This is a genomic window from Kordiimonas sp. UBA4487, from assembly GCF_002389025.1.
Classification (GTDB): domain Bacteria; phylum Pseudomonadota; class Alphaproteobacteria; order Sphingomonadales; family Kordiimonadaceae; genus Kordiimonas; species Kordiimonas lacus.
The window spans coordinates 669,797-695,360 of record NZ_DGNR01000013.1 but is presented as its reverse complement, the minus strand read 5'-3'; the positions used below and the strand labels follow the sequence as shown (position 1 = coordinate 695,360).

20 protein-coding genes are annotated in these 25,564 nt (G+C 57.1%); 11 read left to right on the top strand and 9 right to left on the bottom strand.

What is annotated here, in order from left to right; genetic code table 11:
• Window positions 1-11 precede the first annotated feature (11 nt).
• On the bottom strand, window positions 12-737 hold the full coding sequence (gene hutC, locus B3Z17_RS14915; protein ID WP_286830599.1) for a histidine utilization repressor: 726 nt from the start codon (window positions 735-737) through the stop codon (window positions 12-14).
• A complete protein-coding gene (locus B3Z17_RS14910) occupies window positions 734-2,110 on the bottom strand; it encodes a formimidoylglutamate deiminase (RefSeq protein WP_286830598.1) in 1,377 nt (458 codons plus the stop codon). Before B3Z17_RS14910 ends, hutC begins: the two co-directional genes overlap by 4 nt.
• A 105-nt stretch (window positions 2,111-2,215) precedes the next feature.
• Between B3Z17_RS14910 and hutI the strand changes: the two genes are divergently transcribed.
• Entirely contained in the window at window positions 2,216-3,418 is a 1,203-nt protein-coding gene (hutI, locus tag B3Z17_RS14905; RefSeq protein ID WP_286830597.1) for an imidazolonepropionase, read from the top strand.
• A gap of 122 nt (window positions 3,419-3,540) precedes the next feature.
• Window positions 3,541-4,341, top strand: a complete 801-nt coding sequence (locus B3Z17_RS14900) for a substrate-binding periplasmic protein (RefSeq protein WP_286830596.1) — start codon at window positions 3,541-3,543, stop codon at window positions 4,339-4,341.
• A gap of 20 nt (window positions 4,342-4,361) precedes the next feature.
• Here the strand turns inward: B3Z17_RS14900 and B3Z17_RS14895 are convergent, their stop codons facing one another.
• Window positions 4,362-5,048, bottom strand: coding sequence for a Crp/Fnr family transcriptional regulator (locus tag B3Z17_RS14895; protein WP_286830595.1), 687 nt, complete (start codon window positions 5,046-5,048; stop codon window positions 4,362-4,364).
• 110 nt (window positions 5,049-5,158) lie between these two features.
• On the opposite strand from B3Z17_RS14895, the gene B3Z17_RS14890 reads away from it, so the two are divergent.
• Window positions 5,159-6,004: a sterol desaturase family protein gene (locus B3Z17_RS14890; protein WP_286830593.1), complete on the top strand. Its 846-nt coding sequence runs from the start codon at window positions 5,159-5,161 to the stop codon at window positions 6,002-6,004.
• On the opposite strand, the gene B3Z17_RS14885 is transcribed toward B3Z17_RS14890, so the two are convergent.
• A complete protein-coding gene (locus B3Z17_RS14885; protein WP_286830591.1) occupies window positions 6,005-6,691 on the bottom strand; it encodes a hypothetical protein in 687 nt (228 codons plus the stop codon).
• An 84-nt stretch (window positions 6,692-6,775) separates the two neighbouring features.
• Here B3Z17_RS14885 and B3Z17_RS14880 point away from each other — a divergent pair, with 84 nt between their 5' ends.
• Window positions 6,776-8,287 (top strand): UbiD family decarboxylase, encoded by a 1,512-nt coding sequence (locus B3Z17_RS14880; protein WP_286830590.1) that lies wholly within the window; start codon window positions 6,776-6,778, stop codon window positions 8,285-8,287.
• A 370-nt stretch (window positions 8,288-8,657) separates the two neighbouring features.
• Window positions 8,658-10,847 carry a toll/interleukin-1 receptor domain-containing protein gene (locus tag B3Z17_RS14875; RefSeq protein ID WP_286830588.1) on the top strand — a complete coding sequence of 730 codons (2,190 nt, stop codon included), beginning with the start codon at window positions 8,658-8,660 and terminating at the stop codon, window positions 10,845-10,847.
• A 49-nt stretch (window positions 10,848-10,896) separates the two neighbouring features.
• Here B3Z17_RS14875 and B3Z17_RS14870 read toward each other — a convergent pair whose 3' ends face one another.
• Window positions 10,897-12,582 (bottom strand): U32 family peptidase, encoded by a 1,686-nt coding sequence (locus B3Z17_RS14870; protein ID WP_286830586.1) that lies wholly within the window; start codon window positions 12,580-12,582, stop codon window positions 10,897-10,899.
• Window positions 12,583-12,747: 165 nt separating this feature from the next.
• Here B3Z17_RS14870 and B3Z17_RS14865 point away from each other — a divergent pair, with 165 nt between their 5' ends.
• From B3Z17_RS14865 to B3Z17_RS14850, 4 genes are all read left to right on the top strand, one after another.
• Window positions 12,748-13,638, top strand: a complete 891-nt coding sequence (locus B3Z17_RS14865) for a dienelactone hydrolase family protein (protein ID WP_286830584.1) — start codon at window positions 12,748-12,750, stop codon at window positions 13,636-13,638.
• 98 nt (window positions 13,639-13,736) lie between these two features.
• Complete coding sequence (locus B3Z17_RS14860; protein WP_286830583.1) at window positions 13,737-15,080, top strand: TldD/PmbA family protein; 1,344 nt, start codon at window positions 13,737-13,739, stop codon at window positions 15,078-15,080.
• Window positions 15,081-15,109: 29 nt separating this feature from the next.
• Window positions 15,110-15,964, top strand: coding sequence for a 3'(2'),5'-bisphosphate nucleotidase CysQ (locus B3Z17_RS14855; RefSeq protein ID WP_286830582.1), 855 nt, complete (start codon window positions 15,110-15,112; stop codon window positions 15,962-15,964).
• Window positions 15,965-16,098: 134 nt separating this feature from the next.
• Complete coding sequence (locus B3Z17_RS14850; RefSeq protein WP_160328585.1) at window positions 16,099-18,201, top strand: tetratricopeptide repeat-containing sensor histidine kinase; 2,103 nt, start codon at window positions 16,099-16,101, stop codon at window positions 18,199-18,201.
• A gap of 9 nt (window positions 18,202-18,210) precedes the next feature.
• Here the strand turns inward: B3Z17_RS14850 and B3Z17_RS14845 are convergent, their stop codons facing one another.
• From B3Z17_RS14845 to xseA, 3 genes are read right to left on the bottom strand one after another with little or no spacing between them, the layout of a single operon-like run.
• A complete protein-coding gene (locus tag B3Z17_RS14845) occupies window positions 18,211-18,894 on the bottom strand; it encodes a TorF family putative porin (protein WP_286830580.1) in 684 nt (227 codons plus the stop codon).
• Window positions 18,895-18,897: 3 nt separating this feature from the next.
• Window positions 18,898-19,719, bottom strand: coding sequence for a M23 family metallopeptidase (locus tag B3Z17_RS14840; RefSeq protein ID WP_286830579.1), 822 nt, complete (start codon window positions 19,717-19,719; stop codon window positions 18,898-18,900).
• A gap of 55 nt (window positions 19,720-19,774) precedes the next feature.
• Complete coding sequence (gene xseA / locus B3Z17_RS14835) at window positions 19,775-21,247, bottom strand: exodeoxyribonuclease VII large subunit (protein ID WP_286830577.1); 1,473 nt, start codon at window positions 21,245-21,247, stop codon at window positions 19,775-19,777.
• Window positions 21,248-21,371: 124 nt separating this feature from the next.
• Between xseA and purD the strand changes: the two genes are divergently transcribed.
• Together purD and B3Z17_RS14825 are read left to right on the top strand one after the other, a co-directional pair.
• Entirely contained in the window at window positions 21,372-22,655 is a 1,284-nt protein-coding gene (gene purD / locus B3Z17_RS14830; protein WP_286830575.1) for a phosphoribosylamine--glycine ligase, read from the top strand.
• 127 nt (window positions 22,656-22,782) lie between these two features.
• Window positions 22,783-23,889 carry a serine hydrolase domain-containing protein gene (locus B3Z17_RS14825; RefSeq protein WP_286830632.1) on the top strand — a complete coding sequence of 369 codons (1,107 nt, stop codon included), beginning with the start codon at window positions 22,783-22,785 and terminating at the stop codon, window positions 23,887-23,889.
• Window positions 23,890-23,973: 84 nt separating this feature from the next.
• Here B3Z17_RS14825 and B3Z17_RS14820 read toward each other — a convergent pair whose 3' ends face one another.
• Window positions 23,974-25,494, bottom strand: coding sequence for a PAS domain-containing sensor histidine kinase (locus tag B3Z17_RS14820; RefSeq protein WP_286830574.1), 1,521 nt, complete (start codon window positions 25,492-25,494; stop codon window positions 23,974-23,976).
• Window positions 25,495-25,564: the final 70 nt, after the last annotated feature.

The window sequence follows — 25,564 nt, the reverse complement described above, 5'->3', positions numbered from 1 at the left end:
AAACAGTATTTTTATGCGGTAGACGAGGCACCCACGGGGGAGAACCTTGCCGTCAATTCATATCTATCGCCGGGGTACAGCAGGCGGGCATAGGACGCCACGCGGTCACCGGTCCAGGTACGGCGGTTGATCTCAAGGCAGGGTGACCCTTCCCTGACCTCCAAGAGCCGCTTTTCGCTGGGGGTTGCCGCTACAGCGCGCACAACATGCTCGGCGCGCAACAAGGGCGCCACCGCCAGCAGATAATCGGTCGGGGTTGTCGCTTCGAAATCCTGCGATAGCAGCTCTGGCGCGATCTCGGGGTTCACCCAGCGCTCTTCAAGCTCGATCGGCATATCGTCGCCTTTGTGGACGATCAACAGATAGAAAACCTTGTCACCTGTGGTGCGGCCCATTTCCTCTGCCACATCTTTCGGCAGCGCGATTTCTTCCTGGAACAGAACCACCGCCGACCATTCCTCGCCCCGGGCTTCAAGCTCACCGCGGATCGACAGGATATCTGCAGCGTGGCCCCGCATGCGGCGGTCTGCGACAAAGCTGCCCATGCCCGCGCGTCGCACGATATGGCCTTCTTCGGTCAGTTCCCGAAGGGCCCGGTTCACGGTCATGCGCGACACATTCAGTTCGCGCACCAGCTCATTTTCACTTGGCAGCTTGTCGCCTGCGTCATAGCTGCCAGCCTCAATGGCGTCCATGATGTGGCGCTTGACCTGCTCGTATCTGGGGACCGGAATCATGCGCCCTCCTCTTCCATCAGGCGGGCAATGCGGCCCACTGTCTCATTGTATCGACCGAAGATTTCATCCTCATTCGCGTGCCTGCCACCAGTGATGACCCAGTCGCCCGCCACCATCACATCGGTGATGGGGTTGGGCTGGCCAGAAAAGACAAAGGCATCCACAATCTGGCTATAAGCCGCGCCCGCAAACATGGGTGCTTTACCGTCCAGGACGATCAGGTCTGCGCGCTTACCCACTGCAATCTCGCCAATCGGTTGCGCCAGTGCCTGGGCACCGCCCATGGCCGCCTGACGCCACAGGAACTCGCCCGTGTGGCCACCATCTGCATGGGTCAAGACAGTGCGGGCCTGCCGCGCAAGGCGCTGGCCATATTCCAGCAGCCTGAGTTCTTCGCGCACATCAATGCTGATGTGGCTGTCAGAGCCCACACCGAACCGGCCGCCAGCCTTGACAAACTCATGCGCCGGGAAGACACCGTCACCCAGGTTAGCCTCTGTTGTCGGACACAGGCCCACGACACAGCCGCGTTCTGCCATGCCGCGCCATTCAGCCTCCACCACATGGGTGGCGTGTACCAGGCACCAGCGTTCGTCCACATTTTGGGTTTCCAGCAACCATTCAACCGGGCGCTTATCAGCCCAGTCAACGCATGCATTCACCTCACGCGTCTGTTCGGCGATATGGATGTGGATCGGCGCTTTCATATCCAGCGTCTCGATTGCGTCAATGGCTGGCGCGAAACTGTCTTCCGGCACCGCGCGCAGGCTGTGGAACGTAAGCCCCAGTCTGTGGCGCCCATCAAAGCGCGGCTTCAATACCTTCAGGAGCCGCGTGAAATCATCTGTGGAATGGATAAAGGGCGCCTGGCCTGAAACCGGCAGCTCGCCACCAAAGTCCGATGCCTGATAGAGAACCGGCAGATGTGTCAGCGCAATGCCGCTTGCGTTCGCTGCCTTCAGAACCGCCTCTGACATGGCCAGCGACTGATCCTCATGCGCATTATGAAGATAGTGGAACTCGCCCACCGCCGAATAGCCTGCCTTCAACATCTCGACATACAGCGCGCTTGCGATCACCTCTACCGCCTCAGGCGTCATGTGGCGGGCAAAGTGATACATGGCGTTACGCCAGCTCCAGAAATCCGAGGCACCCGCTTCACGAAATTCTGCGAGGCCGGCAAACGCACGCTGGAACGCATGACTATGGAGATTAGGCATCGCCGGCAGAACAGGTCCATGCACAGGCTTGCCTGCTGGCGCCTTCTTGCCGCTTTCAAGCGCGGTAATCATGCCATCTGGCGCGACAGTCAGGCACAGGTCATGGAGCCAGTCTCCACCCACCAGGCCTTCAGAAAAATAATGTTTTTGCATTGCCGCCTCCAACTTGTATATACAAGTTCATACAGGTTAGCCTTTCTGTCAATCGATTCTTGTGATAATCGAAAAGGCAGGGAGAGGATTAACGAGGGAAAACCCATGTTTGACACGCTGTTGCGCAATGTAAACATAGCCACCATGGCCGAGGGCAGCGCGCCCTATGGCGCTATTGAAAGTGGCGCAATCGGGGTGAGGGATGGCCGACTCGCATTTGTTGGGCCCATGGCTGAGCTTCCTGCAGGCCTGTCCGCGGCCGAGGAAATTGATGGCAACGATATGTGGGCCTTCCCGGGTTTTGTCGACTGTCATACCCATATTGTCTATGGCGGCAATCGTGCCCGTGAATTTGAAGAGCGCCTGAACGGTGTGTCCTACGAAGAAATTGCCCGCCGGGGCGGCGGCATCCTGTCGACTGTCAAAAACACTCGCGCTGCAAGCGTGGAAGAGCTGACCGCCTCCGCGGTAAAACGCCTGAAACGCCTGGCCGCAGACGGGGTGACCACGGTTGAGATCAAATCGGGTTACGGGCTGACACTTGATGACGAATTGAAGATGCTACGGGCCGCCAAGGCCGCCGCAGAAGAAGTGGGCCTGCGCGTGCGTACCACCTTCCTGGGCGCCCATGCCCTGCCCCCGGAATTTAAGGACGACAAAGACGGCTATATCGCCCATGTGTGCGATGTGATGATCCCGGCCGTCGCCAAAGAGGGCCTCGCTGATGCCGTCGATGCCTTCTGCGAGGGCATTGCTTTCAGCGCAGAACAAACCGCGCGCGTGTTTGATGCCGCAAAAGCCCACGGCATCCGCGTGAAACTGCATGCCGACCAGTTGTCTGACCTATCGGGTGGTGCGCTTGCCGCCAGCTATCAGGCCTTGTCGGCCGACCACCTGGAATATGCCAGCGCGACAAGTGTGCGCGCGATGGCGGACACTGGCACTGTGGCAGTCCTGCTGCCCGGCGCCTTTTATGTTCTGCAGGAAACCAAGCGCCCACCGGTTGAGATGATGCGCCAGGCTGGTGTGCATATGGCATTGGCCACAGATGCCAACCCAGGCAGTTCACCCGTTCTGTCGCTGCAACTAATGCTGCATATGGGCTGCACGCTCTTCGGCATGACACCGGAAGAAGCGCTGCGCGGCATCACCCTGAACGGTGCTCGCGCTCTGGGACTCGAGCAAGACCTTGGCACGCTTGAAGCGGGCAAACAGGCCGACATTCTGCTGTTCGACATCTCGGAGCCCGCAGAACTGGCCTATTATGTGGGTGGCATTTCGCCAAACCGGATCATTTCCCACCCCTAGATTGTATCAAGGCGGCTTTTAAGCCTCTTTTTGCTCTGCCGTTTTGGCGGGCGCATTGGATGTGTTATCGTACGCGCAATAAAAGCTAGGGAAGCTCAGGGAAGCTCAGGGAAGCTCAGGGAATGAAACGTGCCGTGTCGGGCCGCCCCTTCAAGGTGTGTCTTGCTGCTATGTGTCTGTTTTTCAGTGTTGGCCATAAGGCCGCCGCTGACGACACCCTACGGCTATACTACCTTGCGCTTCCCGGCCTCCTTGAGGGGGAAAATGGTGCCATTCACGGCCCGCTTGCCAAAGTCATCCGCGAGGTCAGCAAGCGTGCGGACGTTGAATTTCAACTGCAATATATGGTGATGAACCGAATGATCCGGGAATTGCAGACCGAAGAGGCAGCGGCAGGTGTGCCCCAATTGGGTGCAATGATCAAATTCCGCTATGAACGGCCTGTCCAGCTTTCCCTGCCCATCGTATTCCGGCGCGATTATGCCTTCGTACGAACAAACACCACCATCCCTCATACGCTGAATGAAATTCGGAAGATGGTGCTGGTCATAAGCCCCATGACCACCCTGCCACCACCCTTGAATGTCATCAGGGACGAACTGGCCATCCTTGAAACCCATTCAGATGCCTCGGCGCTGACCCTTCTATCCAAGGGCCGCGCCGATGTGTGGATCAATGACGAAACCACTACACGGGCGGGCATATTGGAAGCCGACGTCGACAATATCAAATATGATGTTAATCGGCCCTTCTATGTCTGGCCGGCCCACATGGTGTTTTCTAAGAGTGTCTCCCCCGCCCTGATCAAGCGCATTGACGCAGCGATTTTGTCGATGGTTCGGGACGGTACGATGGATCGCGCCCTACCGAACAATTTCGTGTCGAATTATGACGCCTACCTGCCGAAGCCAAAAGACAACTAAGGCACACCCTGCCCGCTCACCTACGTCACCGGCTCAAGGGTGACGAACGCCCGCAACCAATCGCGAAAAGCCTGCAGGTCGATAAGTTTTACCCCACCATAAACGGACTGAACAAAACCACGCCGACGGTAGTCCGCAAGCGTTTGCGCAACAGCAACCCGACTGACACCCAACAGGTCTGCCAACTCAGCCTGGGTGACCTTGATGGTGGCATCCCCTTCCTCCTGCGCCATGGACAGCAAGGTTTTTCCCAGCCGGTATTTAAGCGGATACCGCCTGACATCATCCATCCATTCCAGCGAATGATAGAGCCTGAGCGTCAAAAGCCGGATGATCGGCAGCGCAAGATCCGGCCTGTCGATCAACAGCTGGTCAAACCGGGCCTTCGAGATATGGCTGACGACTGTGTCACCCTGGGCATGGGCATCGTGGCTACGCGGCAGGCCGCCAAAGACGGTGAACTCACCATAATATTGCCCTGCCTCCAGAACGGCGAGCGCGATGAAACGGCCATCGCGGTCTGTCTTGCCGAAGCAAACTGCACCTTCCTTGATGATGGAAAAGCCCTTGTTCTGGTCGCCCCGGCTTTGGATATGCTGTTTGTGCCGGTAGCTTTGCCGCACACCAAGGCCGTCCAGCAGTGCGCGCTGCTCAGCCGACAGCGCCGACATCAGACCCGGCAGGCCAAAGTTGAAAACAAAGCTCATGGATACCCCACAATGTAAACTATTTTACATTCTTATTCAGCCACATGCGTCATGCTTTGTCACGGGAATTGAGGAAACCCGGCCGATGGCCGGAACCAGGGAAGCACCAAATGCCGTATGAGCTGATCATCTTCACGATCTTTTTCGCCTTCGCAGCGCTTGAGGCCGTACAATCAAAATTACTGTTTCTGCCCACAGAGCGCCCTGAGGACAAATGGATCGAGCTGATTTGCGGTCTGTTCCTGCTGGCAATTACCCAGCCAAGCGTGATCATTGCGTCTGCCTATGTGACCGGCTGGATCGCCCCTGAGGCCAAAGGCATGCTGGCGGACATGCCGATCTGGGCCGGGGTGGCGCTTCTGCTGGTGTTCGATGATATGGCGCAATATTGGTGGCACCGGGCTTCGCACACTTTCCCGTGGCTTTACGGCCTGCACCGCTCGCACCATAACGCTGAATATATGAGCATCCGCATCGTATACCGGAACAACATCCTTTATTACGCCTTCATGCCCTCTCTGTGGCTATCTGGCGCGCTGATCCATCTGGGGCTCGCGCCCATCTATGGGGGCTATATCATCGTCAAACTGTTGGTGATTTACGGGGCGCACTCCAGCACCAAATGGGATGCGAAGCTATATGACATCAAATGGCTGTCGCCCGTGATGTGGCTGGTGGAACGAACCATCAGCACGCCGGCCACCCATTTCGCCCACCACGGCAAACATGCCGCCGACCCCGCAACAAACTATAAGGGTAACTTCGGCAACCTGCTGTTTTTCTGGGACGTGCTGTTTGGTACCGCCAAAATCACACGAACCTACCCCAAGGAATACGGGGTCGAGAATCTCGCCCCCATGAGCGCCGGCGCGCAGCTGATATGGCCGCTCGTCCGCGATGAAACCACGCCCTATGCTGAGACCCCGCCCCAGGAGGTGCCGGCAGCTGCCGAATGATCAACCCGATTTGTCGGCGCCTGCCTTTGCGTCTCTCAGCTTCTCAGGGTCATAGCGTCCGTGCAATCCCAGTGAAACCGATTCCTGGCTGACCGCGATGGATGCGGCCATCAGGCCGTCAGCAAGGTCGGCCAGCTTGCACTGGTCAAAATCCTGTTTTGGGTTTTCACCCGCCATCACCAGCGGCAGCATTTTGTTCACACAGTCACTGAAAGGCTGGATATATCGGTTGACGGACGCCCGTGCATCTGCCGCAAATGCATCCAGGGTTTGGCTATCAATCGTGCCGTGAAAGCGCAGGAGGTGGCCGTTGATTTCGGCCCCAGTCCTGATGATCTTCAACCGGCTTTCATCCCGAAGCTTGAGGAACCTGTCAACAAACCCTGCAGCCGCGATCTTATCGGCCATGCCTGCTTCATGCAGCCTGATGATATCTTCAAGCACCATCATCGTATCCCGCATGGTAGCCACGCCTTTCATGGCGTCGCTTGATATTTCAAACGCGACGCTTTCTGTCCGCTCCTGAGCCGATGATCGTTTTTCAAGCTCGAACATGGAAACCGGGATCACCACAGGAACCGCAATGGCGCACACAGCCGCCAATCGCTGGAACCATTTTGGCATCAGAACCGTTGGCGCTGTTTCTTCTACTGTCGCCACTTCGGCATGTGCGTTTGCTTCACTCATTTCCTCGCCCCCTGCATGCGTCAAATTGATCAAACCAAAAAAACACCATAGCGCCTGTCGCGCGGCTTCGCTATAAGCCCTTGTATGGCTTACGATTCGCTCAGAGATTTCATTGACCGGCTAGAGGCTGAGGGACGCCTTGTGCGCGTCAGGGAACCCGTCTCCACCGAACTGGAGATGACGGAGATCCAAACGCGCGTGCTGCATGCGGGCGGCCCTGCCCTCCTCTTTGAAAATGTCGTGAACGAACGCGGCGAAAAAGCCGACATGCCGGTTCTGGTGAACCTATTCGGTACCGTTGAGCGCGTGGCCTGGGGCATGAACCGGGAACCGCATGAACTGCGGGAAGTGGGCGAAACGCTGGCATTCCTGAGGCAGCCTGAGCCGCCACGTGGCATCAAGGACGCCATCAGCCTGCTGCCGCTGGCCAAGCAGGTTCTGTCCATGAAGCCCAAGAAGGTCAAGAAGGCGCCGGTGCAGGAAGTGGTGCTGACCGGTGACGATATCGATCTGGACAAGCTACCCATCCAGACCTGCTGGCCGGGCGAACCTGCGCCCCTCATTACCTGGCCACTAGTGGTCACCAAAGGCCCGTCCGACAAGGCCCAGGACAATTATAACCTGGGCATCTACCGGATGCAGAAACTCTCGAAGAACCAGACGCTGATGCGCTGGCTGAAGCACCGAGGCGGTGCCCAGCAGTATCAGCGCTGGAAAAACGAAAAGCGCGAGCCTGTGCCCGCCGCCGTGGTCATCGGCGCGGACCCGGGCACCATTCTGGCGGCTGTGACGCCCGTGCCGGACACGCTCAGCGAATATCAGTTCGCCGGGCTCCTGCGGGGCAAGAAAGTGCCGTTGGTGGACTGTAAGACCGTGCCGCTGCAGGTGCCTGCAACCGCTGAGATCGTGCTTGAAGGCTATGTCAGCCTGGATGATTACCGCGATGAAGGCCCGTATGGTGACCACACCGGCTATTATAACAGCGTTGAGAAATTCCCGGTCTTTACCATCACAGCCATCACCATGCGGAAAGACCCGATTTACCTGTCGACCTATACCGGCAGACCACCGGACGAGCCTGCGATCCTGGGCGAGGCGCTGAATGAAGTATTTATCCCGCTCCTCCAACAGCAGTTCCCTGAAATTACGGATTTCTGGCTGCCCCCCGAAGGCTGCAGCTACCGCATCGCGGTTGTCAGCATAAAGAAAGCCTATGCCGGCCATGCCAAACGCGTGATGCAGGGCGTGTGGTCGTTCCTCAGGCAGTTTGTCTACACCAAGTTCGTGATTGTGGTGGACGATGATATTGATGCGCGGGACTGGAAAGACGTGATGTGGGCGATTTCAACCCGCATGGACCCGGTGCGCGATATCGTAACGGTCGAGAACACGCCGATCGACTATCTGGATTTCGCCAGCCCGGAAAGTGGCCTTGGCGGTAAGCTGGGTATGGATGCCACCAACAAGGTGGGGAATGAGACCCACCGCGAATGGGGCGCAGAGATTTACATGGAAAATGATGTAATCGACAAGGTCGACGCCATTTGGGAAAGCCTGGGCATCCCCGGCGAGAACCCGAAAATCTGGAAGAAATAGCGCCCGGTCTTGCAGCTTCTGATTAGCGTCCTGTCGGGTGCCATTCCAGGAGATTCTCCCGCAAGCCGTTTTCCGTTGGCACACCCATCGCGTAGAACCGCCATATACCGTTTTATACACACCAATAGATTATCTTGATTCACGCTTTCCGACATTTCAGGAAAAGCCGCAGAAACTCAGGTAAAATTTTAGGTAAACAGACAACCAAACCTCAACGCCGCAGAAAACGGCCATTTGGGACGCAATCCTGAATTGAGCCACACCTCGCAATCTGGCAACAATAACAATCATTGGCCCTGAAATGGCCGCAGTGGTTGTTTTTTTATATATTTACGACCGACATATGAATATGCACGAGTGTGGGGGTGCTATGTCCGTTACAGAATTCAGGTACAAGGCTTTCATCAGCTATAGCCATGCTGATAAAGCCTGGGCTGAATGGCTCTTGAAATCGCTGGAATCCTATCGCATTCCAAAAAACCTTGTTGGTCGCGCGACCGAAATTGGAGAGGTTCCAGCGCGTTTGGCACCCATCTTCAGAGATCGGGACGAGTTGCCTGCTGCTCACCGGCTGACCGACAGGCTTTTTGAAGCCCTGAGAGCATCTGAATTTCTGATTGTCCTGTGTTCACCCAACTCAGCCAAGTCAAAGCTAGTGAACCGGGAAATCATTGAATTTAAAAAGACCCACGGTGACGGGCGCATCCTGTGCATGATTGTAGACGGGGTGCCGTTCGCAGATGACCCGGAAAAGGAATGCTTCCCCGAAGCCCTCCTGCACAGCTTCCGCGCTGATGGCAGTCGGGGCGGCTTGTCAGCGGAAGGCCTGGCGGCAGACATCCGCGCTGAAGGCGATGGCAAATCCATGGGCCTACTGAAAATCGTCGCCGGTTTGATCGGCGTGGGGTTAAACGATCTCGTTCGCCGCGACGAACAGCGTCGACAGAGAAACATGATTGCGGTGGCAGCAGCCTCGATTGTCGGGATGTCAGTTATGGGAGCCCTGACATATGAGGCGTCAACAGCACGCGACGCTGCAAAACAAGCGCAAAAGCTCGCGGAAGCTAAAACACAAGAAGCTATCACCAACAAGAACGACGTTGAAGATCTGCTGAAATTCATGATGAGCGAATCCTATTATTCTCTGCTGGCGGCAGGAGAGCTGAGCGCGGCAGAAAATCTCACACGTAAGACAGTAGAGTTTTTCAAAAACAAGGACTTGAACTCTCTGAGCGACGAAGGGTTTTCCCGAATGACCGGGTCCATGCTAAAGCTGGGGCAGACTCTGGACAGGAAGGGGGAAAGCGATCGAGCAAAAGAAATGTTCGACAAGACCCTGGTTGTGTCTCGGCGATATTACGAGCATCACCCAATGCGGGAAGCCGCAATTTTTCGGCTGCAAAACAACCTCTTTTTTACTGGCTATCTGGCCCTCCGGCAGGGTCATTTCGTGGATGCTGAACGAGATTATCGGGAAAGATTGGCACTGATAAGGAAATATCGGGCAAATACCAGTCAATATGTTCCCGGCGACGCAGCGCACCTGTACATTCCTACAGTATGGCTTGAACGGGAGGCTGACGCATTAATGGGCCTGGCATCTCTGCTTGCCGGCCCTCTAGGGAACCTGACAGAAGCCTTACCTATGCATGCGAGAAGCATTGAGTTGCATAAACAGATCGCATCTCTTCGAGAGAATGACAATGATTCCCTGACTAATCTGGCCAGTGCATACCACTATGCAGGGCACACCTATGTGAACGCCGGCGAATTTGAAATGGCAGAAGACGCCTTCAAGGCACGGCTGAGCCTGTATGATGAGTTGACAACCCGCGACCCCGAAAACTATCGCATTTATCGACGATATTTGATTTCTCTGGAGAATCTGGGAAGCCTTGCCCGTATCCGGGGCGACCTCCCTGAAGCCCTGTCTTTCCAGAAAGCTGCTGCCGAAGGGTATGACATCCTGGTGGCAAAGGATCCGGAAAATACCATGTGGCTTGGCAATTCTGCGCAAGCTTACTATGAACTCGCCAATATGGCGCTGCAATTGGAGCAGGTACCTCTTGCAACACGCGCTCTGAAAAAGAGTAAAGCTCAGATTACAGAGGCGCTGGCGAGAGATAATAGCCGGACCATCCGGCGCTTGACCAGCTACCGCGTGGCCGTTCTTGAGGCCGAGCTGTTGGTACGCGGAGGTAACACTGCAGACGCTCAAGCTCTCCTTGCGAAAACCATCACGGCACTGGACCATGAATCGGACGGATACTTACGTTCGAATGGGGCGCTGACACAATATGCTAATACCCATCTGGCCCAAGGAAAACTGCTGGCAGAATCCGGCCATATGGAAGCCGCAAGAATGGTTTGGAGCAAGGCCATGAACGCCTTGGAAACGACAACTGCCACCCTCTCTCCTGACGGCAAAAGCAAGCTGGCACAAATCTATACCGCAATGGGCGACCTGGGGAAGGCTGAACACCTTCTCGCTCAACTGGACGGTATCGGATTTCGAGATAGTTCTGCTCGATATTTTTCGGAAACAAGCGGCAGCGAATAAGGTCTCAGGCCGCGGACTGGCCTTTCTGGGACAGGCCTTCCTGGGCGCATTATACAGCCTCAAGGGCAGCGATGTCTTCGTCTGTCAGTTTGCGGGCCAGCATCTCGCCTTGCTTCTTCTTCGCAAGAATGTCTCTGGCCTTGGCATATTTGTCGTCATGCCAGAACACAAGACAACCATTGCAGCCCTTGCCGCAGCATCCTTCCGTGCCCCGACGAGGAGTGCGTAGCCTAAGCTCCGACCGGCGATCGTCCAGCGCGTCCTGCAACGTCGAACGCTTCGTCTCATAAACGGCGGCGTTGCCCCGGCCCTGTTCAAGCGCCTGGGCTTCTGCGTCCAGCTTCAACCGCGCCCACTGGTCTTCCGTCAACGCCTTTTCCTTCCTGAGGACCGTCATGGGCGGGAAATCAGCCTTCAGGCTTTCCGCCGATTCCTGATCAAACAGGCTGAACGGCAGGCGAATGAGCGGCGTGTTGCCGGCATGGACCTCTGTGGCAACCTTGCCGTTCGTGGCATTCTCATAATCATAGATCCGAAGCAGCATCGGCTCGCGCGCGCTGGGCGGCACAAACTCGACCACGTCGCCCGCCACCAGCTTATTCTTCACCTTGACGATAAAGGCGTCATCAGTGACGTCCTCGATCAGGCCTGCATATTCATGGTCCGCAAGCGTATAGGTATCCTCAAACCCGTGGGCATAGTTGGTCAGCCGCCCGTCATGGAATGCCATCGTATAGCCGCGTGACGGTACAGTGCTCAATTCTTTCATGTACGGGTCGGCGGACCAACCCTCGGGGTCATCGTACCAGGCGTCTATGGCCATACGGTAAGCCCGCGCCACCATAGCCACATAGTAAGGGCTTTTGCCCCGGCCTTCGACCTTCAGGCTGTCGACACCGATGCTCAAAAGATCATTCAGCTTCGGCATGATACAGAGGTCTTTACTGTTCAGAATGTAGGTGCCGCGCTGGTCTTCCTCGATGGGCAGCAGGTCGCCCGGGCGATATTCCTCTTCGATCAGGAACTCAAACAGCTCCAGATTCTCTTCCGACAGAGGCAGCTCCTTCACCGTGCCGTCCTTGAGCCGCATATGCACCTTGTACTTCCAGCGGCAAGAGTTAGCGCACGCGCCCTGGTTGGCGCCGCGTTCCGCCATGAAGTTCGACAGCATACAACGGCCCGAATAGGTCATGCACATGCTGCCGTGAACAAAGGCCTCAAGCTTGATATCCGGGCATCTTTCACGGATTTCCTTAAGTTCCTCGAATGACACCTCACGCCCGAGCACCACCAGCCCTGCGCCCAGATCTTCCCAGAATTTTACTGACTGCCACGAACACACATTCGCCTGCGTGGAGATATGAAGTTCGAGCTCCGGCGCCTGGTCGTTCACAAACATGAACACGCCCGGGTCGGCCACGATCAGACCGTCAGGCGCCACCTTGCGGACGGTTTCCAGATACTGTGGTAGTTTGGTGATGTCCTTGTTGTGCGAGAACAGATTGAGCGTCAGGTAGACGCGCTTGCCGTGCGCATGTGCAAACTCCACACCCTCCACGACATCCTCAAGCGAGAAGGCAGACTTGGTGCGCAGGCTCATGTCCGGCGTGCCCAGGTAAACCGCGTCCGCGCCATATAGCACAGCGGCTTTCAGCTTCTCCAGGTTACCCGCGGGCATCAACAGTTCGGACCGGCGCCCGGATGCTGTTTTGTTCACGATCATTTGTTCGGTCATTACCTTCACTCGCACTTGTGCCTAACGGCCAATTTGGCCGGGTCATACGCCATTTCCCGCTAATTTTCCAGTCTTATGGCTGATCCAGCCACCCACGCGACACCGTACCGCACCCATGATAATTTATGGTAAGCTGGGCACAATTTCAGGGGACAGGAGGACATCATGGCTGACACACGCACAACGCCACCACAGGAGGCCTTGGACCTCTATGACAAATATGCCCACGGTTTTATCGACCGCCGCACCTTCATGGCACGCCTTGGCCGTCTGGCGATTGGCGGCCTGACCGTGGCAGCGCTGGCTGACAGCCTCATGCCCAACTATGCGCTGGCGGAACAGGTAAAGCCAAATGACCCGCGCATCGTGGGTGACGATGTGCCTTACCCGTCCCCCATGGGCGCGGGCGACATGATGGGCTATCTGGTGCGCCCGGTGGACGCCAGCGACATGAACAAGCGCCCGGGCGTGGTGGTGATCCATGAAAATCGTGGCCTGAACCCTTATATCCGTGACGTGGCCCGGCGTGTCGCCACCGCGGGCTATATCGCATTCGCGCCCGATGCGCTTTACCCCCTTGGCGGTTACCCCGGCAACGACGATGACGGCCGCACCATGCAGCGTCAGCGCGACCGCGACGAGATGGTCGAGGACTTCAAAGCGGCCGTCAGCTTCCTGCAGGCCCACCCCAATTGCACGGGCAATGTCGGCTGCGTGGGCTTCTGTTTTGGCGGCAGTGTATCAAACCGGCTGGCGGCAGAGGTGCCTACGCTCAAGGCCGCTGTGCCCTTCTATGGCGGCGGTGTACCAGCCGAGGCAGTGCCGAGCATCAATGCCCCGCTCATGATTCATCTTGGCGAACTGGACAAGCGTGTGAACGCCGGCTGGCCTGATTATGAGGCGGCGCTGAAGGCCAACGGCAAGGCGTACAAGATGCATATGTACGCAGGTGCCAACCACGGCTTTCACAATGACACCACAGCCCGCTATGACCCTGAAGCTGCCGAACTGGCCTGGACCCGCACGCTGGCATTTTTCGAGAAGCATCTATCCTGAGGTTTTGATGGTGGCCAAACCAGAACAACATTGAACACCAGCGCTTTCTATGGCTTATTGGCGTCCATGTTTTTCAGGCTTTTTTCCAAGGACAATTCATGACCGACACAACCCTCAACCTGCTTCAGGACCTTGTCACGAATGCGATGAAGGCAGGGGCCGATGCCGCTGATGCCGTGGCCGTGGACGCCCGGTCAAAAAGCGTGTCCTGGCGCGAAGGTAACTTGGAGGATGTGGACGGGTCTGAGGGCGAAGATATCGGCCTTCGGGTCATGATCGGGAAAAAGCAGGCGATGGTGTCCACAAGCGACCGCCGGCCGGCCGCCCTGAAAGCCCTTGTGGAACGCACGGTAACCATGGCCAAGGCTGTGCCAGAGGATGCCTACTGCGGCCTAGCACCGGAAGACAGGCTGCACACCGGCCCGATGGCAGAGCTGGACCTTTTTGACAGCACAGAAGTCTCGGCGGAACAACTGACCGACCTGGCGCGCGAAGCCGAGGATGCCACAAGGGCGGTCGAAGGCGTGACCAACTCATCTGGTGCGGGCGCAAGCGCCAGCAGCTGGGCCATCTCTCTCGTCACAAGCCACGGCTTCTCAGGCCACTATCAGGGTTCCAGCTTCTCCATTTCCTCCTCCGCCGTCGCGGGTGAGGGCACGGGCATGGAGCGTGACTATGAATTTACGTCGGCCCGCCATTTTAGTGACCTTGAAAGCGCTTCCTGGGTGGGCACAGAAGCGGGCGAGCGTGCCGTGAAGCGGCTGGGTGCTGCCAAAATGGCCAGTGGGCAGATGCCCGTTGTCTATGATCCGCGCTGGTCAAAGTCTTTTCTCAATCACCTGTCAGGCGCCATCAACGGTGGCTCCATCGCACGGAAAAGCAGCTTCCTGCAGGACAAAATGGGCGAACAGATATTCGCGCCTGGCATCACTATCATTGATGACCCACTGAAGATGCGTGGCCTCAGTTCCCGCATGTTTGATGGCGAAGGTGTCAGTGTGCACAAATGCGCCATTGTGGAGGACGGCATCCTGCAAACTTGGATGCTGAATTCTGCCACCGCGCGCCAATTGGGCCTTGAGGTAACAGGGCACGCCAGCCGCGGCACGTCCTCTGCCCCCGGCATTTCGCACAGCAACCTCTATATGGCACCAGGCGAGCTGAGCCCTTCGGAGCTGATCGCCGACATCAAGGACGGCGTATATATCACCGAGCTGATTGGCATGGGTGTGAACGGCGTGACAGGCGACTATAGCCGCGGTGCCGCGGGCTTCCGTATCAGGAACGGCGAACTGGCTGAGCCAGTCAGCGAATTCACCATTGCCGGCAACCTTAAGGAAATGTTCAGGCATCTTGTGCCAGCATCAGACTTGTCATTCCGGTACGGCATCAACGCGCCGACCCTCCGGGTTGAAGGAATGACAGTCGCGGGGGCGGGATAAACCAGGCCTAGGCCGAACCGAGACAGAGTGTGAGCACGAGTAGCGAACCATTTGATGAAGAGACCTGTCCGTGGGACCGCGCGGACGACGCCAAGCTTGTCCGGTCTGTGACCGAAGAGGCGGGCCGGATCGCCCTATCCTATTTTGCGCGCGATTGCCACGCCTGGGACAAATCTCCGAACAATCCGGTATCCGAAGCCGACATGGCCGTGGACGAATTCCTGCGCACCACCCTGATGCAGAACCGCACAGGCTATGGCTGGCTATCTGAAGAAACCGAAGATCACCCTGAGCGCCTCCGCTGTGGCCGCCTGTGGGTGATTGACCCGATCGACGGCACCCGCAGCTTTCTTGAAAACGGCGAAGACTGGGGCATTTCAGTCGCGCTCGTGCAGGATCAGAAACCCATTCTTGCGGCCTTTTATGCACCGGTCAAAGACGCCTTTTATTTCGCAGAACAGGGCCGCGGTGCCACAAAAAACGGCCTGAACATCAATGTCAGCGGCCAATCTGACCTGACAGTTGCCCGCATGATGGGAGACCCGGGCGCCTTCAAATCAGAAAAGATCTGGCCGGAACCCTGGCCAAAGACCATGCATACCGAGCAGGCCAATTCAATCGCTCTCAGGATATGCCAGATCGCCGATGGCCAGTTTGACTGTTGCGTGACCTTGAGGCCCAAAAACGATTGGGACGTCGCCGCAGCTGACCTGATCCTGGCAGAAGCTGGCGGGCAGTTGACAACGGGCACCGGCCGAAGCCTGCTGTTCAACCGCAAACGACCGCTGCATGACCATATCGTGGCCAGTACGCCGGAGCTTCGCAGTGCTATCATGGACCGGGTTGAACCTGCCCTTGCCGCCTGGCGCCATGTCGCGGCCTGAGGCGCTAATTGTTGCACTGCCGTTAACCTTCAATTTCCTTTTTTAGGTGTATGAAGGTACATATGGCTATTGGGGCCGTAGGGAATTGGTGCTGGATGACTGAATTCTTCTTTAGATCCCTTGTTGGGAAACGCTTGAGCCTCTGGCTTGCAGCGATTGCTGGCGCCATGGTGCTCGCGGTATCTGCCCATGCCACCGGCAAACTGAGCGACGAAGCCCGGGCCCGCGCCGAAACCCTGCTCCCCAAGCTTGTTGCCGCCAAATCATCCGATGCACACCTGCATATCGCCCTCTTGAAAGCGAGGCTGGAAAAGGAACAGGCGCCCAAAGACCGCGCCGAAATCCTGAAGGAACTGATTTTCCATTATATGGATGTCGCCGAACCCGAGGGCCTTGAAAGTGCCGCAGATGATGCGCAGGCTCTGGCTAGGAAACTGAACGACCCGGAACTGAAAATCTATGGCGACCTGGCACAGGCCACCTACCTGTCGCTTATGGGGGAACTATATGAAGCCCGCGACCTGATTAAGGCGACGCGAGACTATGCCCTCTCCATCGATGACGACCTGGGCGTTTTCTTTGCCGATGCAACACTCGCTATCCTCGGTCCGGAACTGGGCAATGTGCTGGAAGGCCTGTCTACCATGTCACAGGCGGCCCAGACACTGCCGGACACACCGCGCGGCAACCGCATGCGCATGATGGCATATCTTGTGCTGGCATACACCTACACAGGCGTCGACGAAATTGATGCGATCATTGAAAACTATAGCAACGCACTGGATGTTTCGGAAAAGGAAGGCATCGCGTTCGACCGGGAAAGCGCCCTATTCAATATCGCGTCGTCTTTCAACAACCTGAAAGAAAACCAGCTGGCGAAGCAATACTACAGAGGCCTTGAGAAAGTCATTGAACAAACAGGCAGGGATGCCGGGCATTATTATGTTCTGTTCGGCCTGGCCTGGATCGCCTATGACGAGGAAGACTATCAGGAAAGCATAGACCTGGCGAAGGAAGCGCTGCAGTCCTATTCCAGCGACCCGGGTTTCGATATTTCCTTCTATGACCTGCTGGCCATAAGCTATGCCCGCCTGGGGGACCCGGAAACGGCAAGGTCTTACCAAAAACTGGTGCAGGACTTCTATCGGGATCATCCGGATTACCGGCAGGACGGGCCAAGCGGTCAGGACATGCTGACAAGCGCCTACATCCTGCAGGCCGAAGGCAAATATGAGGAAGCCTTTGAGCTGTTGAATAAAGCCCGCCGGGCCTTGCTCGACAGCCAATTCAAACAGTTTCAGAGCAGCATCACCGATTTGCGCTCAAGCCTTGAAACCATGCTGGCAAAACAACAGGCCGAAGCCGCCCTTGCTGACGCTGAAGAAGCTTATACCCGGCTTGCCATCACGCTGGCACTGCTGGTTGCCATCGCAGCCGTGACCGTGTTGGTCATGCAACATCGCCATAACCGGGCGCTCAAACGCAGCATGCAGCAGGCCGAAGCCGCCAACCAGGCGAAATCAGAATTCCTGGCCAACATGAGCCACGAATTGAGGACACCCCTGAATGCCATTCTTGGCTTCTCCGAGATGATGGAACATGAAGTCTTCGGCAAGCTGGGCGCGCCCCAATATGAGGAATATGTCGACCACATCAACGAAAGCGGCAGGCTCCTGCTGGATATCATCAATGATATCCTGGACCTGTCGAAGGTAGAATCTGGGCGTCTGGTCCTGAAGGAGCAACCGGTCGATATCGACGCGCTTCTGGACGACATTGCCAAACTGATGACCCCAAGGGTAACGGCCAAATCGATCAAGCTGGAGGCCCACGTCCCCTCAGACCTGCCAATCCTTCATGGTGACCGCCGACTGTTCAAGCAGGTCCTTTTGAATGTGCTCAGCAATGCATCCAAGTTTACCAACCACGGTGGCCGCATTGACATGCGCGCGGGTGTTGATGCCAACAATTGCCTGTATGTCGCGGTGGAAGATAACGGCATCGGCATGACACCGGACGAGATTATCATCGCGCTGACACCGTTCGGCCAGGCCGGGTCAACCATGACCCGCAGTCACGAAGGCACAGGCCTTGGCCTGCCCCTCGTGAAAAGCCTGATGGAGTTACACGGCGGCGAGCTCGAGATCGCATCAGAGAAAGGTGTCGGGACAACCGTCACCATGCGTTTCCCGGCATCCCGCACGCTTGCAGCTGTTCGCTCCAAAGCGGTCAGCTAAAGTCGTGACCTAGAAGTAGAAGCGCGCACCGAACACAAGTGCGCCTTCGCCCATGTCATGTTCCCGGCCGCTGTCTTCATACATGACACTCAGCTCGACATTTTCGATAAAGGCACTCACTCCCAGCCCCCAGTCCCAGACATTGGACCGGTTTTGCCGCATGTCATAGCCAAGACGGCCAATCAGCGTCAGCTCCGGAATGGACGGGATTGGCACCTCGAGGTCGGAATAAACATAGAAGCTGTCCCTATCCGGATCGCTCCAGCGGCCATCAGGCGCATAGGACATACCACCCCTGATGAAGGCCAGGCCGAAATCCCGGGCCATGGTAGCCTTGAACTCTGGGAAGAAGCGGCTGCTGCCATCACCGTGAAAGCTGTCCAGTTCAGCGGAAAAATCATAGATGTAAGTGCCGGTATCCATCTGGTAGCCAGCGTAGAACTCGGCCTTGGTCTCCCCGGCATACCCGTCACCCAGAATACCGCCAACCACGCCACCGTAGAAGCCGCTGTCATGGAAGGCACCCACAGACGCTACGATCACCGGGTCCTTATCCGACAGACTTAAGCCTCGGTCGCGATAGTCGCTCAACACCCCAACGTAGCCGTCGATCGCCAAACTCGATTCTTCCTGCGCAGTCGCAGCTGTTGATGCTGCCAGCAGAAGCCCAAGGCAGCCAATTGTCTTTTTCATTTTTTATTCCTCGATGCTGTCATTAATCAGAAGTTGCGGGTCAAGCCGCACATCTTTCCAGTTCACGCGCCAGTCCACATGGGGGCCGCTGGCGCGTCCGGTGGCCCCAATGGTGCCGATCAGGTCACCCTGATGCACCCATGTGCCTTCCTTAACATCCACGCTATTCATATGAAACAAGGTGGAAGTCACGCCAAAACCGTGGTCGATGATCACTATGCCGCCCTCGAGAAGGAAATCCGGCACTGCAAGCCTGACGACCCCACCTGCAGGCGCATGAATGGGCGTGCCAGTGGGGCCAGCAATATCCAGCCCGTAATGGGGGCTTCTTGGTTGGCCATTCAAAATGCGCTGGCTGCCATAGAAGCCGGAAAACCGGCCTTCAGCTGGGCGAACAAACCCTTGGGACCAATGCATATTGTCGGCCATATGGCTACGGGCCTCCCGCACCTTGCCGGTCTCGGCCTTCCGGCGCTCGCGCCATTCAGGGGGCGGCGTCACGGTCTTGGGCGGCAGGCCCTCTACGCGTTCAATATCAAACTCTCGTTTTTTTATTCTAAGTGTCCGCTCCTCTCGCGTGCCGTCCCGGTGCAGGATCACCAGCGACGCTGTTGGTCCCTCGTCCCGACCAAAGCCAAACACAAACTCGCCATTTGGGCCAACCTTGACGGGCTCGCCATTCAGACTGACCTCGCTTCCGGGGGAAAGCTGCCCCCAAACCAGGCCACCCTGCACCAGCTTGCCATTGAGCTCAACCGCATGCACCAGCGGCGTCAGCATGGTCAGCAGAAGGGCAACAACGCATATTTGGACAATCTTAATCATGGACCTCTGTTTCTCCGGTGAAGACGGCAAAAGTTGGGCATCGAGACCCGTTTTTTTAGAGCAGCGACCCTTGCCGGTCGTCGCTGCCAGGTGTTTTGGCCTTAGGCTTTTTCTTCGGCGCAGGTTTTGGCTTCTGAACCGGTTTTGCGCTATCGCCGTCAAGCACCTGCATGTCGCTGGTGCCATCAGCAAAGCGGACAGTTACCTGATCCCCTACCGACAGGTTCGCCGACTTTGAGACCGGTGTGCCGCCTGCGTCTTCAACCAGCGCGAAGCCGCGTTCCAGCACGCGCTCATAGCTCAGGCTATCGAGCATCCTGCCACTTGCCGCCAACCGGGCACCCAGGTCATCCAGTTTGCGGGCATACGCCGGCGTCAACCGGCGGGACGTGCTTTCAAGTTCCTTGCCGCGGAAACTGACAAGCTGTTTCAGGCGCCCGGCACTCAAGCCGCCTACCAGCCGGTTCAGCTGGATTGATTTCTGCTGCACCGCTGCCACCAGGCCGCGAGGCAGGCGTTCGGACAGGTCATCGAAGCGTTGCTGCGCCAACCCCAATATATCGCGCGGGCTGGGCAGGCCACGGGCCAGGCCCCGCAAACGCTCTTCCCTGTCGCGCAGCATGGATACCTTGAGCCCCGCCAGGCGGCGCCCCAGGTCAGCGACCGTGAAGCGGAGGTCTTCCCGCACTGGAACGGCTTTTTCTGCGGCACCCGTCGGCGTTGGCGCGCGCATATCGGATGCATAATCAATCAGTGTGGTATCGGTTTCGTGCCCCACAGCTGAAATCAGCGGGATGTCGCTGTCTGCTGCCGCGCGCACCACGACTTCCTCGTTAAAGGACCACAGGTCTTCAATTGAGCCGCCACCGCGGGCCACAATCAACAGGTCAGGCCGCGGGATGCCTCGCGTGCCGTCAATGGCATTGAAGCCCTTGATAGCGTTCGCCACCTGATCGGCAGCGCCCTCCCCTTGCACCAGCACAGGCCACACCAGCACGTGGCGCGGGAAACGGTCGTTGAGGCGGTGCAGGATATCGCGGATCACGGCACCCGTAGGTGATGTGACAACGCCGACCACCTGCGGCAGGTACGGAATCGGTTTCTTTCGCGTGGGGTCAAACAGGCCCTCAGCCGCCAGTTTCTTCTTACGCTCTTCCAGAAGGGCCATCAGGGCGCCGGCGCCGGCCGGTTCCATATGCTCCACGACCATCTGGTACTTCGACCGCGCCGGGTAGGTCGTCAGCTTGCCGGTACAGATGACCTCCAGTCCGTCTTCAGGTTTGAAAGCAAACCGCCCGGCCACACCGCGCCAGCACACGCCGTCCAGGACGGCCTTATCGTCCTTGAGGGCAAAATACAGATGCCCTGATGCCGGTCGCTTGACGCCAGAAAGCTCCGCCCGCACACGCACATAGCCGAACTGGTCCTCAACCGAGCGCTTCAAGGCGCCAGAAAGCTCCGAAACACTATATTCAAAGATGTTGCGGGCGCCGGACCCTGCGCCAACTGGCGTGTCGTCATTCGACATTGCCGCGATGCTCCCTTGTTTTTTGTCGCACCCGACTGTTTTATCCCAGTTCAGGCTTGAGTGCTCAGGAACCTATGATACAAGGGGGCAGCCTTCAAGCAACCATCATGTGACTGGATAAAAAATGAACATTCTCGTCATCGGCTCAGGTGGCCGCGAACATGCCCTTTGCTGGAAAATTGCCCAGAGCCCCATGGTGGATACGCTCTATTGTGCGCCCGGCAATGGCGGCATTGCCGACGTGGCTGCTTGTGTGGACCTGAAAGCCACAGACTTCGAAGCCGTGATCAACTTCTGTCGCGAGATGGCAATCGATTTTGTCGTAGTCGGCCCCGAAGACCCGCTGGTGGCGGGCCTTGTGGATGCACTCACGGGAGCCGACATCCTGGCGTTCGGCCCCACCGCAGGTGCGGCACAGCTTGAAGGATCCAAAGGCTTCACCAAGGATGTGTGCGCCAAATATGATATCCCTACTGCCGCTTATGGCCGCTTCAAAACAGCAGATGACGCCAAAGCCTATGTGGCCGAACAAGGCGCGCCGATTGTGGTCAAGGCTGACGGCTTGGCCGCTGGCAAGGGTGTAATTCTGGCCCAGACAGTTGAAGAAGCCCAGTCTGCCATTGATGAAATCTTTGGCGGTGCCTTTGGTGAAGCAGGTGCTGAGGTTGTGGTCGAAGAATTCCTGACCGGCGAGGAAGCCAGCTTCTTCGTGCTGTGTGACGGCCAAAATACGCTGGCGCTGGCAACCGCGCAGGACCACAAAGCAGTCGGTGAAGGCGACACCGGCCCCAACACTGGCGGCATGGGCGCATACAGCCCGGCGCCTGTGATGACCGACGATATGTGCGACCGGGTGATGAAGGAAATCATCAATCCAACCGTTAAGGCCATGGCTGATATGGGCCACCCGTTCCGCGGCGTGTTTTTCGCCGGCCTGATGATCACAGCCGACGGCCCGAAACTGATTGAATATAACGTGCGTTTCGGCGACCCGGAATGCCAGGTACTGATGTCGCGCATGAAAAGTGATTTTGTGCCGCTGCTGCTTGCGAGCGCCAAGGGCGAACTGGCGGGCTGTACAGCGGAATGGAATGACGACGTGGCCCTGACTGTGGTGATGGCAACCAAGGGCTATCCGGGCAGCTACAAAAAGGGTGATGAACTCAGCGGCCTCAAGGCGGCAGAACGCAAAACGGGTGCCACAGTCTTCCACGCGGGTACCAAGCTTGAAGAAGGTATTCTGGTCGCAAACGGCGGCCGGGTCCTGAACGTAACCGCGCTGGGCGCAAGCGTGACTGAAGCGCAAAAAACAGCCTATGCGGCCGTTGATACAGTGAACTGGCCGGGCGGTTTCTGCCGCCGCGATATCGGATGGCGCGCTGTGGAACGGGAAAAGCAGGCCGATTGAGTTTTCTCGGTCACGCCCTGATGGTCTACCTCCGTGGCTCCGGTTATTGTTATGCAGGCTTGCTTGACAGGACCCACGCGCACTTAGGAAGACTTCCACACTTGAAATTTTTGGAGGACTTTCTGTGATGCGCCTGTCTGCAATTCACCAATGCCTTGTCGGGCTTATTCTGATGCTTGGGGCCACGAGCCAAGTGACACCACAGGACACCCTGGTGGCTCGCCAACAGTCTCTTGACGCGTTGCTGGCAGACAAAGCGGCGGCTCATGGCATCGTCGGCCAAAGCGTCGCTGTGCTAAAAAATGGTGAACTGGTGGCAACAGCCACGCACGGACAGGCCAGCGTCGAACTCTCTGTCCCAGTGGGTGAAGACACCGTCTTTCAGATGTTCTCTGTCGCCAAGCTCTTTGTAAATACAGTCATGATGCAGTTGATGGAAGCTGGCGATGTCCAAATGGATGCCCCTGTAGCAACCTATCTGCCGAACCTGCCGTCCCAGTGGCAACAAACAACGGTTCGCCAGCTGTTAACCCATACGTCTGGCCTGCCCGACTACTATCACTGGCCCAATCCAACCCCCGAAAACGAAGACACTGCTATTGCGCTTGCCGCAAAGGGCGAGTTTGTTTTCACGCCAAATACGGACTACCGCTATAATCAAACCAACTATCTGCTGCTAAAACAGATCATTGAAACCATCACAGGCCAATCATTTAGTGAGGTCATGCAAGGGCGCATGATGGACCCTGCGGGCCTCACCCAAACTCGCTATGGCGGGGAATATGCCGTTGTACCGAACCGTGCCCGCACTTACTTCGCGGGCGAAAATGGCCTGTTATTGAATGGCCCGATTTTCCAGCCTGACTATATGTTCGCTAGCACTGGTCTGAACAGTTCAGCGCCAGATATGGTGCTGTGGACCAAAGCCCTGCTTGACGGCAAGTTCCTGCCACCTGAACGCCTGCAACATTATTGGCAGACACAGGATCTTGCGAACGGCAAACCTGGCGGCTTTGCCGCCGGCTGGGAATATTGGGAAACTGAAAGCTTCCGGATCGTGGGCCATGGCGGTGGCAACCGGGTGGATGTTCGGCATTTCATCAGCAAGACATCCGGCGACACCATAAGCGTGATCTATCTGACCAACGGGGCCTCCACTAATTTCTGGCCCGGCAGCATATCCACGGCCATCGCGGAAAGGTGGATGCCCGGTGTCTCAAGTTGGTTGAACTAGACAGCATCGATCCAAGGCACGCGCCCATACACACAAAAGCCAGCTCCCTGAGCTGGCTTTTTCATTGCCTTTAATTCCGGCGACTTAATCGTCCTGGTCGTCTTTCGCGCGCACCTTGAAAGGGGGGAACACGATGGAAACACGGGTACCGACCCCCGGTTGGCTGTCGATGGTCATGGTGGCGCTCAGCTTTTCGGCGAACGCAGAGATCAGCGGCAGGCCAAGGCCCGAGCCTTCGTGCCGTCGGCTGAGGCTGCTGTCCACCTGCCCGAACGGACGCTTGGCGATCTTGATCTCTTCCGCTGTCATCCCGATGCCGGTGTCTTCGACGCTCAGGCACAAGCCGCCTGTGGCCGTCTTCTCCAGCTTCATCGACACAGAACCGCCAGGTTCCGTGAACTTGATGGCATTCGACAGAAGATTCAGCGCGATCTGTTTGATCAGCCGGTCATCGGCCTCGATCAGGATGTCATCGTCGAAAGCATAACTCAGCTTCAAGTTGGCCTCGCGGGCGCGCTGCTGCACCAGATTGATGCACATCTCGAGATTCTCAAGCGGGTCAACCCAACTGAGGTAAGCTTCAAGCCGCCCGGCCTCCACTTTCGACAAATCCAGAATGTCATTGATAATGGACAAGAGATGCGTGCCGCTTTCGTGGATATCGCGGGCATATTCGGCGTAGCGCGGCGTCCCCAAAGGACCGATCATCTCTTCCTTGATAATTTCCGCAAAACCAAGGATGGCGTTCAAAGGCGTTCTGAGCTCATGGCTCATGTTCGCGAGGAACTCAGACTTTGCGCGGTTGGCAAGTTCAGCCGAATCTTTGCTGCGCTGAAGTTCCTGGGCCTGCGTCAGGTCTTCGGTCACGTCACGCCCAATCATCAACAACATCGGCTCCTCATCGCGTTCGATTTTCTGTGCGAACAATCGGAAATGGCGGATCAGGTTGCCGCGCGTCCTGACAGTCGTCGGCACATCCGTCATTGAGGCATTCATCTTCAGCTCTTCGACGAAACGGCCCAGAAAAGTGGTATCTGCCCAGATGTCCAGATCAGCTGATGTTTTACCAATCACATCGTCGCGCCTGCGACCGAATACATTCAGGAAGGCTGGATTCACATCGAGTATCTTGCCGTCTACCAGGCTGGAGATGATCATCACCTCCGGCGTCAGGTTAAAGATATTGCGGAATTTGCGCTCTGACTGGGCATAGGCCTGCTCAGTCTCTCGCTGGTCGGTGATGTCTGTCAGAGATGCCGTGACAGCGGGTTCGCCTTCCCAGATGATCTGGGCGGCCCGGAAAGTGCACCAGCGCACTTCCCCATCAGCCCGCATGACCCTGGCGTCATAGCTTTCCGGGGCGTCGCCGCCGTCGATACGGTTGGCGTAATAGTCTTCGATCCGTTTATAGTCCTCGGGGTGCAGCCAATGTTTCATTGGCTCTTTGAGCATCTCGCGCTTGGGGCCATCGAACGCCATCAGACGACGCAGGGCTTCGTTGACGAACAACACTTTTTCGCCGCGACGTACAATCACGCCTTCCGTCAGCAGGTCCATCACCGCCGGAAGGTCGGCTGACGACGGCACATCTTGGTCTGCGTCCAAGCTCTGGCCCCTTTTGCTCTGAAAACTCGTTCCCACTGCGAATCCCCACATCTGATTCATAGGAAATCAT